General features: G+C 39.7%; 10 protein-coding genes. 2 read left to right on the top strand and 8 right to left on the bottom strand.

From position 1 onward, the window contains the following. Nucleotides 1-127: 127 nt before the first annotated feature. The 7 genes from ACQQ2I_RS09665 to ACQQ2I_RS09635 form a co-directional block, all read right to left on the bottom strand. The gene (locus ACQQ2I_RS09665; protein ID WP_431030307.1) at nt 128-1669 is read right to left on the bottom strand and encodes a 2-isopropylmalate synthase; all 1542 of its coding nucleotides are present in this window, start codon (nt 1667-1669) and stop codon (nt 128-130) included. Further along, nucleotides 1669-2682, bottom strand: coding sequence for a ketol-acid reductoisomerase (ilvC, locus tag ACQQ2I_RS09660; RefSeq protein ID WP_431030306.1), 1014 nt, complete (start codon nt 2680-2682; stop codon nt 1669-1671). The genes ACQQ2I_RS09665 and ilvC overlap by 1 nt, the downstream gene beginning before the upstream one ends. Nucleotides 2683-2767: 85 nt before the next feature. Continuing rightward, a complete protein-coding gene (gene ilvN / locus ACQQ2I_RS09655; protein ID WP_431030305.1) occupies nt 2768-3283 on the bottom strand; it encodes an acetolactate synthase small subunit in 516 nt (171 codons plus the stop codon). Next, on the bottom strand, nt 3280-5004 hold the full coding sequence (gene ilvB / locus ACQQ2I_RS09650) for a biosynthetic-type acetolactate synthase large subunit (RefSeq protein WP_431030488.1): 1725 nt from the start codon (nt 5002-5004) through the stop codon (nt 3280-3282). Before ilvB ends, ilvN begins: the two co-directional genes overlap by 4 nt. Nucleotides 5005-5416: 412 nt before the next feature. Further along, nucleotides 5417-7087, bottom strand: coding sequence for a dihydroxy-acid dehydratase (ilvD, locus tag ACQQ2I_RS09645; RefSeq protein ID WP_431030304.1), 1671 nt, complete (start codon nt 7085-7087; stop codon nt 5417-5419). Nucleotides 7088-7401: 314 nt separating this feature from the next. After that, a complete protein-coding gene (locus ACQQ2I_RS09640) occupies nt 7402-8718 on the bottom strand; it encodes a D-arabinono-1,4-lactone oxidase (RefSeq protein WP_431030303.1) in 1317 nt (438 codons plus the stop codon). Then, a complete protein-coding gene (locus ACQQ2I_RS09635; protein ID WP_431030302.1) occupies nt 8706-9878 on the bottom strand; it encodes an alanine racemase in 1173 nt (390 codons plus the stop codon). The genes ACQQ2I_RS09640 and ACQQ2I_RS09635 overlap by 13 nt, the downstream gene beginning before the upstream one ends. Nucleotides 9879-10171: 293 nt before the next feature. On the opposite strand from ACQQ2I_RS09635, the gene ACQQ2I_RS09630 reads away from it, so the two are divergent. Next, nucleotides 10172-10714, top strand: coding sequence for a cysteine hydrolase family protein (locus tag ACQQ2I_RS09630; protein ID WP_431030301.1), 543 nt, complete (start codon nt 10172-10174; stop codon nt 10712-10714). 113 nt (nt 10715-10827) lie between these two features. After that, nucleotides 10828-11085: a GlsB/YeaQ/YmgE family stress response membrane protein gene (locus ACQQ2I_RS09625; RefSeq protein ID WP_391369533.1), complete on the top strand. Its 258-nt coding sequence runs from the start codon at nt 10828-10830 to the stop codon at nt 11083-11085. A 51-nt stretch (nt 11086-11136) separates the two neighbouring features. Here ACQQ2I_RS09625 and ACQQ2I_RS09620 read toward each other — a convergent pair whose 3' ends face one another. Then, on the bottom strand, nt 11137-11844 hold the full coding sequence (locus ACQQ2I_RS09620; protein ID WP_431030300.1) for a lytic transglycosylase domain-containing protein: 708 nt from the start codon (nt 11842-11844) through the stop codon (nt 11137-11139). Nucleotides 11845-11892 lie beyond the last annotated feature (48 nt).

Below are 11892 nucleotides of genomic sequence, written 5' to 3'. Positions count from 1 at the left end.
CCGTATTAACGGGCCGTAATGGATCTGTACCAAAAGCGGAATACCCGGTACGAGTCTCATTTTCCCCACTTATTTAAAGTGTCACTTTATAGAAACGCCATCAAACTTACGCTTGATGGCGCTCGTATTAATGTATCGGCTGACGAGCACGAATACTTTCTTGGATTAATTGACGATTAATTGCGTTTAAATACGCTTTTGCAGAAGCTTCTAATACGTCCTGAGCTGCATCGCGACCTGTTACTTGGAAGCCATTATAACTTAAGTTAATAACCGCTTCACCAAGTGCATCCTCACCCTTACCAACTGATTTTACGCGGTAGTCAAGAATGTTCACTTCGCCTGTTACAAGCTGTGCTAACGTATTGAAAATCGCTTCCACTGAACCAGAGCCTGTCGAAGCAAGTGTTTTCGTTTCGCCTTCTGGTGTAATGATAGAAGCCGTTGCAGTTGGAATATTTTCTGTTCCATACTGCACTTGCACGCTCTTTAATTCGAATAGTGGCACGTCTTCAACAGATACTTGTTGCTCTGTTAATAATGTCACTAAGTCTTCTTCTGTCACTTCTTTTTTGCGGTCAGCAAGCTTTTTGAACTCACCAAACGCTTTGTTTAATTTGTCATCTGATAAGTCAAAGCCCATTTTTTCTGCACGATCGCGGAATGCAGCACGCCCTGAATGTTTACCAAGCACTAATGGCACTTCCCCTTCACCAATTAAAGCTGGTGAAATAATTTCATATGTTTCAGGGTTTTTCAGTACGCCATCTTGGTGAATACCTGATTCATGAGCAAATGCATTTTTACCAACAACCGCTTTATTCGGCTGAATGACAACACCTGTTAGGCGGCTCACTAATTGAGATGTACGCTTAATTTCTTTTAAGTTTAATCCCGTTTCAACGCCGTAATTATCTTTACGGATATGGAACGCGACACCGAGTTCTTCAAGCGCCGCATTCCCTGCACGCTCACCGATTCCGTTAATTGTACATTCCACTTGATCAGCACCATTTTGCACAGCAGCAATTGAGTTCGCTACCGCCATCCCAAGGTCATCGTGGCAATGTGCAGAGAATTTGACGTTATCTGCACCTGTACAGTTTTCACGTAAGAAACGGAATAATGCACCGTATTCTTCAGGAGAAGCATACCCTACTGTATCGGGTACGTTGATTGTTGTTGCTCCTGCTTTAATCACTTCATTAATAATACGCACAAGGAAGTCCTGATCTGAACGGAAGCCGTCTTCACAAGAAAATTCAACTAATGAGAATTTGCTTTTTGCATATTTCACCGCTTCTACTGCTTGCTCAATTACTTGATCTGGTGTTTTTTTCAGCTTATATTCCATATGGATTGGGCTTGTTGCGATAAATGTATGTACATGTGGCTGTTCTGCGACTTTAATCGCTTCCCAAACCGCATCAATATCCCCTTTTACCGCACGTGCAAGGCCTGTTACGATAGAATTTTTCACTGTTTTTGCGATTAAGTTTACCGCTTCAAAGTCACCAGGACTTGAAGCAGGAAACCCTGCTTCAATAATGGTAACGCCTAATCGTTCTAATTGTTTGGCGATTTCAATTTTTTCAGCTGTATTTAAATTAATACCAGCCGATTGCTCTCCATCGCGTAGTGTCGTATCAAAAATATCGATTTTACGCACTATTTCACCACTACCTTCTCTTTACCTTCATTAATGAATGGCATCATTGAACGAAGTTTGCGACCCACTTCTTCGATTTGGTGGTTAGCGCCATCTTCTTTGTATTTTGTATAACGTGGACGACCTGTTTCGTTTTCGTTGATCCAGTCTTTAGCGAATGTGCCGTCTTGAATGTCTTTTAATACTGCTTTCATGTTTGCTTTTACTTCATCCGTTACGATACGTGGACCTGTTACATAGTCGCCCCACTCAGCTGTATCTGATACTGAGTAACGCATTGTCTCCATACCACCTTCGAACATTAAGTCAACGATTAATTTTAATTCGTGTAATGTTTCAAAGTATGCAAGCTCTGGTTGGTAACCTGCTTCTACTAATGTTTCAAAACCAGCTTTTACAAGTGCAGTTGCGCCACCGCAAAGTACTGCTTGCTCACCGAATAAGTCTGTAACTGTTTCTTCAGCAAATGTTGTTTCAAGTAAACCACCACGAGCTGAACCGATCCCTTTACCGTAAGCTAAAGCTAAGTCACGTGCTTGACCTGTTGCATCTTGGTGAATAGCGAATAAACCTGGTACGCCAGCACCTTCTTGGTATTGACGACGAACTAAGTGGCCAGGACCTTTTGGCGCTACTAAGAATACGTCAACGTTTTCTGGTGGTGTAATTTGACCGAAGTGTACGTTGAAGCCGTGTGCGAACATTAACACTTTACCTTCAGTTAAATGTGGTAAAATTTCAGCCTCGTAAACTGCTTTTTGACGCTCGTCTGGAAGTAGAATTTGGATTACATCTGCTTCTGCTGCTGCTTCTGCTACTGATTTAACATCTACGCCATCTTCTTTTGCTTGGTCGAATGATTTACCTGGACGTACACCTACACGTACATCAAAGCCTGATTCTTTAAGGTTTAATGCATGCGCATGACCTTGTGAACCGTAACCGATAATTGCGATTTTTTTCCCTTTTAATACTTCATCATTGATTTGATTTTCATAATACATTTGTGCCATTTTAAAATGCCCCCTAAAATTTTTATATGCGTGGGGATGCGGTGTCACCGATCCCCAAGATTATATTGCAAACTATTCTGAAATTTTATTTTAGAATAGATAGCTGCGGTTGATCAGATTTTTGTGTTTCACGAACTGATGCTGTAGCACCTGTGCGTGTTAATTCTTTAATCCCATATGGACGAATTAGTTCAATAAATGCATCGATTTTCTCTGGATGTCCGACTACTTGATACGTCACAACATTTTTCGCTGTATCGATAATTTGTGGGCGGAACGGCTCAATGATTGCATTCATCTCAAGTCGTAAGTTTGGCGGTGAAATCACTTTCACTAAAGCAAGCTCACGAATGACGATTGATTTATCCGTAATATCATTTACTTTTAGTACATCAATTTGTTTTGATAATTGCTTAATCAGCTGTTCAATTTTGCACTCATCTTCAACATGAACAACGAATGTCATTTTTGAGAAGTTTGGCTGCTCTGTATGACCTACAGTAATTGATTCGATATTGAATTGACGCTTCATTAAAAGACCTGTTACGCGGTTTAGTACACCGCTTTGATTGATTACAATAACAGTAATTACTCGTTTCACAGCTTTTTCACCCCGATCATTTCATGTAATCCTTTACCTGGTGCGACCATTGGGTAAACGCTCGATTGTTGTTTTACGCGAAGGTCAATTAGCACCGGCTCATCAGAATTGATAGCTTCTGTAAGTGTCGCCTCCATGTCTTCTAATTTCTCAATTAAATATCCTTTAACGCCATATGCATCTGCTAACTTCACGAAATCAGGCTGAATTGGCATTAATGATTGAGAATAGCGCTCTTCATAGAACGTTTCTTGCCATTGGCGTACCATTCCTAAACAAGCATTATTTAAAATGACAATTTTCACTGGCAAGTTGAATTCTTTTAATAATGCAAGCTCTTGTGCCGTCATTTGGAATCCAGCGTCACCACAAATTGAAATAACTTTTTTCTCTGGCTTCGCAAACTGTGCTCCAATTGCCGCGGGGAAACCGAAGCCCATCGTACCAAGTCCACCAGACGTTACCCAGTCATGAGGGTTATTTAACTTATAGTACTGTGCTGCAAACATTTGATGTTGACCAACATCCGTTGTCACAATTGCATCACCGTTTGTAATTTTTTGAATCGCTTCCATCGCTTGTTGCGGCATAATTTCATTTGGATCTTCGTCATACCAAAGCGGGAACTCTTTATCTTGTTCGTCAAGATATTCTAACCAAGCTATTGTATCCGGTGCATCGAACTCTTTTTTCAATAGCGCTTTTAATGCTTCTTTTGCATCCGCTACAATCGGGATATCCGTTGGCACGTTTTTACCGATTTCCGCTGGATCGATATCGATATGAATGATCTTTGCATTTGGCGCAAATGTCGCCAAGTTACCTGTTAAACGGTCATCAAAGCGAGCGCCAATATTAATCAGTAAATCACATTGTGTAATCGCATCGTTTGCCGTCACTGTTCCATGCATACCAGCCATACCGTAGAACAGCTCGTGTTGACCATAGATACTACCTAATCCTAACAGCGTATTAATAACTGGCAATTTGTACTTCTCGATAAATTCTGTCAATTCTTCGCGTGCATCTGCAAATAATACACCCGCACCAGCAAGTACTAACGGTTTTTTCGCTAAGCTAATCGCTTGAATGGCTTTTTGGATTTGCAAGTAATTTGGTTTATATGTCGGTTGATAACCTGGTAAATAGATTTCATCCGGTGTTTCTGGCATATCACCATCTGTAAATAGCGTTTGCGATACGTTTTTCGGGAAGTCGATTAAAACTGGTCCTTTACGTCCTGTATTCGCAATATGGAAAGCCTCTTGAACGATGCGTGGGATATCACGCACATCCTGCACTTGGTAATTATGCTTTGTAATTGGTGTTGTAATTCCCATAATATCAGCTTCTTGGAATGCATCTGTACCAATCACAGATGTTGCTACTTGCCCAGTGAAAACAACGAGTGGAATCGAGTCAATCATTGCATCCGCAATACCCGTTACTAAGTTTGTTGCTCCTGGACCACTTGTTGCAATGACAACGCCTGGTTTGTTTGTTACACGTGCATAACCTTCTGCTGCATGGATTGCCCCTTGTTCGTGACGTGTCAAAATGTGACGAATTGGATTACGGTACATCGCATCATAAATTTGTAGTACAGCTCCACCTGGATAACCGAAAATTATATCAACGCCTTGATCATGTAATGCTTGGACTAAAATATCTGCACCATCACGCGGCTTTTTTACTTCTTCTGTCACTTCTTGCTTTTGCATTTCTTTTGCTGAAACATTAGACATTTCGTTTACTCCTCCCTACTCAAACTGATAAAGAAAAAGCCTTCTTCTCCGCACGCAAAAGAAAACCTTTGCGTAGGGATGAAAAAGACTTTTCATGGTACCACCCTTATTCACAACTTAAATAAGCTGCCTCATAAATAGCTTGAACAGTCAATCTTCGCCGAATGTTAGAAAGTTTCAGACAATTCGGCGTGCAACTAAGACTGACACACTATTCATTAATAACGAGCACTGTTCATGCCCGGAGCTATCTAATGGCAGAATCGCGTTTAATAGCTCACTCCGAGGGGATGTCGGATACAGTTGTATCGCCGGCTTCCAGCAACACCGGCTCTCTGGTAGATACAAGGCTCTGTAAACTTTAACCTCATCAACGTTTTCGTAAATATTATATTTTCATAATACCGCCTTGAGAAGCATTTGTCACTAGTTTTGAGTAACGTGCTAACCAACCGCGTTTAATTTTTGGCTCAAATGGTGTTAATTTTGTACGTCGTTCAGCTAAAACTTCATCTGAAACTTCTAGTTGAATCGTACGATTTGGTAGATTAATTGTAATGACATCACCATTTTCAACTAAAGCGATTGGACCGCCTTCTGCTGCTTCTGGTGAAATATGCCCAATTGAAATACCACGAGATGCACCTGAGAATCGACCATCTGTGATTAAAGCTACTTTTGTACCTAAACCACGACCTTGAATGGCTGAAGTTGGTGCGAGCATTTCAGGCATCCCTGGTCCACCTTTCGGACCTTCATAGCGGATGACAACGACATGCCCTTCACGTACATCACCATTATCGATAGCAGCCTGTGCCTCTTCTTGCGATTCAAACACAATCGCTTCACCTGTAAATACTTGTATAGATGGGTCAACCGCACCAACCTTGATAACAGACCCTTCTGGTGCAATATTACCGAATAAAATCGATAAACCACCTACTGGCGAGTACGGATTATCTTTTGTACGAATCACTTGATCATTCGTAATATGATAATCTTTCACAAGCTCACGCATTGTAACCCCTGCAATCGTCGGTCTATCCGGATGAATGGCTCCAGGAATTTTAGTTAACTCATTAATGATTGCTTGCACGCCACCTGCTTTTGCAATGTCATCCATCGAAATATCCGATGCCGGCATAATTTTCGCTAAATAAGGTACACGTTCAGCAACTTTATTAATATCTTCTATGTTGTACTCGATTTCTGCTTCATTTGCAATTGCCAATGTATGTAGAACGGTATTCGTTGATCCACCCATCGCCATATCTAACGCAAATGCATCATCGATTGCTTCTTTTGTAATAATATCTCGAGGCTTAATGTCCTCTTTAATCATACGTACTAATTGTTTAGCTGCTTCTTTAATTAGTTGGTGTCGCTCTTCACTTGTCGCAACAATTGTACCATTACCTGGTAGAGCTACCCCTAACATTTCCATTAAGCAGTTCATCGAGTTCGCTGTGAACATCCCTGAACATGAACCACATGTCGGACATGCATTGTTTTCAATATCTAATAACTCTTCAGCTGTCATTTTACCCGATTTATGAGCACCGACACCTTCAAATACGCTTGTTAATGAAAGTTGCTTCCCGCTTGCAGAAGTACCTGCCTCCATCGGTCCACCTGATACAAAGACTGATGGTACATTTGTGCGAACAGCTGCCATTAACATTCCAGGCGTAATTTTGTCACAGTTTGGAATGTAAAACACTCCATCAAACCAGTGTGCGTTAATTACTGTTTCCGCAGCATCTGCAATAATTTCACGCGATGGCAACGAATAGCGCATCCCGATATGGCCCATTGCAATCCCATCATCAACACCAATTGTATTGAACTCGAATGGGATACCACCTGCCTCAATAATCGCTTCTTTCACGACATCTGCAAACTGACGTAAATGCACATGCCCTGGAATAATGTCGATGTACGAGTTACATACACCGATAAAAGGCTTATCTAAATCTCTCGCCTTTACTTTCCCCGTAGCGTATAAAAGACTACGGTGAGGAGCTCGGTCTACCCCCATTTTAATCATATCACTTCTCATTTAGAACGCCCCTCACGTCTACATATGTTATTAGATGCTGAATTTTCAATCATCTATGTTTACATATCGATGTTCGCTTGAAACAACGAACGTATTAAATTGTTGCTATCATAGTACGAAAACCTTATGCTCGTCAACACTATTTTTGAATTTTTTAGACAATTAAAAACATTGAAAAATAAAGAAAGCGGTTTCTTTATGATTATTACAATGTTTTTTCTCGTTTAGCGAATTTTTTTAAATTTTCATTAAAACAAAAAAATATTTCGTTAACCGTATCTTTCACCTGATACTTTCATTTTAAGTCTATAGAACTAGCAAAAAATTTTATTAAAATAGTGTGTAACGAATATGTCAGCTGGGTCTAATTTTTGTCTTATTTTGTTAATTTTTTGCGCATGCGGATAATACAAGTCGATGTTCTCTTTAGTATATCGATTCATTTTCCCCCAATGGGCACGTGCACCATACTTTTCCATCATCGAAAATACCCATTGAAAGTAACGTGACTCATCCATCCCTTGATACATATGAAATGCTAAAAATGCGCTTTCTTCCCCTTGTGTTGGACTTAAAAAACCTGCTTCTCCCGCTGTTGTCCGGCATTCAATCGGAAAATGAACATTGAACTTCTCCGCTTTCATTGTAGCGTGAATTTCTTCCATGCATGCTTCAAATTGCTGTAATGGAATGGCAAATTCGGCTTCATTAAACTTTACACGGCGCGGTGTTGGATACACCATATAACAAATATCTACCTTCTCACCTTCCGTTATCAACTTAGAAGAAAGCTGACTTACCATAGTGCTGAATTGCGGTTTCAACTTGCAAACCTTTGAAGCAACTTCAAATAATCGATTCTCAATCATTTCTAGTTTCAGATTTTCCATTGTACGCTCTCTTGCTGTAGCGTACTTAGGGGGAATCAGATCCATTTTCTTTACTTGAATCGTTTCTGAGCACGGAAAATAATACCACTCTACATGCCTATGCTGCCTTATGTCTTGCTGAAATGTTTGGAGTGATGTATGAAGATTTTCCCTAGATGAACGATAATGCAAACTATAGAGAGGGATGACTCGAATAGTTACCGCTACTAAAATACCGAGCAGTCCGAGTGAAACATGCAAGGCATGCGATAAATCATCCTCCCCTCGCTCGTGCGTCATAACCTCCCCTAAACCATTCACAAATGTCCATTTCGTAACCATCGATGAAAATGACCCAAGTGTCACACCTGTTCCATGTGTACCTGTTGAAATGACACCTGCTAATGTTTGAACGTTAATATCCCCCATATTTAGTACTGCAAGTCCATGTTGTTCCAATAACGGACCGATTTCGTATAAATAGGTACCAGCATAAAAGGTTGCCTCCATCTTCTCCTTATCTACTGATATCAACCCACGTAAATGATGTAATGTTAGCGCAGAACTTTCAGGCAATGCTACAGGACTGAATGAATGTGCAGCACCCGTCACACGAATTGTTCGACTAGACTGGCTATGGTCCTTTACTATTTGTACTAATTCATCGACTGACTGCGGAGCATAATACGTAGGATAACTAACAAAACGCTGTGACCAATTTGTCCAAGCAGCTCCCTCTTTGAACTTTTCTAAAGAAAACATTGTCCATCACCTCGATAAGTGGAATATGAACCTACATACTGATTACCACGAATAGCATGCAAAGCTAAGAAACGCTCACAGAGTTCTCCGGCTTTAGCATGGCGAAAATATACCGTATCTCCAATTTTTAACGCCTGTTCTTTATCTATAATCGGTGTTTGTACCTCTCCAGCACCTTCTAGTAAAACATATTGAAAACGTTCTTCCTCATAAAAGGACGGTAATCGGTCATGTCCAGGGGCACCTGAAGCAATATAGCCACCCCCATGACAAACGACTGTTTCTGTATCAAATTGCCTTACAACATCTAAAGCAAATCCACTAGCCTTTTGCAGTGTTAGCGATTGATAACGATCAAATAAAGCAGGTGCTAAAAAAGCGGAGCCTACTGTTATTTCTGTGACATCAAGCGTATTTGTAAAATCCATACTCCCTGAACCGCCGCCGTTAATAAAAATAGGTGAATATAAGTGTCGGATAATCGATAATGTTTCTTGACGAATTTCCTCAATTTGTTTGAATGATTTATTTTTTAATTGTTTGATTAGTATGCTTTTCATACGTGAAGTGAGTGTTGTATTAGGTAAATCTGCCACACCTGCTACTTGCGCTTCGTATGCCATGACTCCTTTTATATCTACGTCCATTTCTGCTATTTCACCGAGCAATTTACTTACGGTTTCATAACTATGAAGTGGTGAACGCTTTGTCCCAAAATACAGTAAACCGAAATCAATCGATACATTGATATCAATACAAATGGGTACCGTAATATGAAGTGGTTTCGCTAATGCAACAAGATATTTTACTTGATCAATATGATCCACCATAAATGTTATATCTTTTCCTTCTTTAAGTAAGTACAGCAATTTTTGTATCGCCTGTCGTTCCATCACTGGGTAGCCGAGCAAGAAATGATCAAACCCGCGCTCGGCTAAATAAACGGTTTCTGCTGCGGTAAATGTCATAAAGCCTGCGACCTGTGGTAAACGGTCTGCTATATATCGTAAAAGCTTTACCGAACGGATCGACTTCGTAGCTAGTCGGATGGATTTAGCTGTCTTTGATGCAACAAACGCTATATTCGCATCAAGTGCATCTAAATCGACCCAAGCAAATGGCTTATCGAGGTGCTGAAATGCATCGTTAAATCGCTCCACCCTAAATGCTCCCTTCTTTTCCCACTAAAAAAACCTAGCTTATACGCTAGGAGAGAAATAAAAATTCAACTGCGAGGTTTAGCCAAATCACCGTGTGCAACGCTGCAAAAATAAAACCTTGTTTATCAAGCTTTTTCATTAATGTCTTATCCATGATGATCACCTCTTAAACTAAGTTTATTTTATTATAATCAATAACTTGATATTTTTCAAACTTTTTTGAATATTTAGATAAATTAACCCCTCCTCGATTACATGGCATAATAAAACATATGTCAGAGGAGGCGAAAAAATTGAAGAAATCTTTAATTGTCATTGACTATACGTATGATTTTGTAGCAGATGACGGAAAATTAACTTGTGGTAAACCTGGACAAGCAATTGAACAAACAATTTCCTCTTTAATTAAAGAGTATATAGCAGCTAATGAGCTTGTCATTTTTACAAATGATATTCACTATGAAGACGACACATACCATCCAGAAACGAAACTATTTCCACCGCATAATATTGCCGGAACAGCTGGCCGTGATTTGTACGGCATGGTCAAAGACGTTTATGACAAACATAAAAATGTCTGCATATCGTTAGATAAAACGAGATACTCTGCATTTGCGGGAACGAATTTACATCAGCTATTGCAAGAACGCGGCATCCGAGACATCGCCTTAGTTGGTGTTTGCACAGATATTTGTGTGCTTCACACGGCTGTGGATGCTTATAATTTAGGCTATACTATTACGGTCTACAAAAATGGGGTAGCTAGCTTTAATACGGCAGGTCATGACTGGGCATTGGAACATTTCACAAATACGTTAGGCGCTAAAGTAGTATAATTAATTTTTTATTAAATTTCCGTCCAATTACGTTTAACTTACTGTATCACAGGAAATAACTAAGTAGACGCTATCATAGATCACTAACAATTTTAAAGGAGTTGTACACAATTATGATTAGCTTTATTTGGTTTTTAATCATTGGTGGTATTTTAGGTTGGTTAGCAGGTATCATTCTGGGGAAAGATGTCCCAGGTGGTGTGATTGGTAATATTGTTGCCGGTATTGTCGGTTCTTGGATAGGAAGTATGTTACTTGGCAATTGGGGTTGGAGAGTATCTGACTTTTACGTATTCCCTGCACTGATTGGCGCAATCGTATTAATTTTCATCGTTAGCTTTATTTTAAAATCGATGCGTAAAGCCACTTAAATATGTCAATTAAAAGGAATCGCTGGCGAGCGATTCCTTTTTTTAGTTGCACTAGGAATTCACAGTAATTACTTCCGTTTCCAGACGTTCTTTATAAGTGTTGTATAAATTGTAGTAATATAATATGTCTTCTACATATTCTTCACTGTGGTTATATTGAAAAATCGCTTTTTCTAAATCGCCATTCGCTGCACCAGCAATGGATAAAAAATTCGCTGCAGAGTAAATGGCATCTTCAATATGAAATGGGTCCGCAATACCATCACCATCAGCATCTACTCCATAGCCACCATATAGCGCAATTGTTTGTGGATCCAGTTTCTCTTCATCTGTAATCTCTCCCTCACCAAGTCCAGAACATGTATTGTGCTTCCATCCAACCCAAGTACACGGCATAAATTGTAAATGGCCCTCTGCTCCAACTGGTGAGACAAGTGTTTGCATAGTAGAAAAGCGTGTCTCAATTCGATGATGTGCTGCAAGTAATGTCCACGGAATATTATATTTTTCCCCAGCCTCCATATAAATCGGGATGTATTCAATAGGAATTTCAAGATCAAAATTTGCTTGAATCTTCGCGATTTCACTAGGCTCCACAAATTCTCTAATAAACGGTAGACCTTTGAATTCCTCCCAAGCAAAATAAACCCCTATATAAATCGCTATCGTCATAGGTAGCATTAGAACGATTAAACATATTTTATATAGTGGAGAAAGCAACGGCTTTTTATTCTTTTTCTTTTTTTTATTTTTTGACATAATACCACCAAACCTTCAAATGAATAGTTAAATCACATCGCGTTTATG

Origin of the sequence: Lysinibacillus sp. LZ02 (genome assembly GCF_050613145.1) — a bacterium.
In the GTDB taxonomy this organism is placed as follows: Bacteria; Bacillota; Bacilli; order Bacillales_A; family Planococcaceae; genus Lysinibacillus_B.
This window is presented reverse-complemented; position numbering and strand designations above follow the sequence as displayed.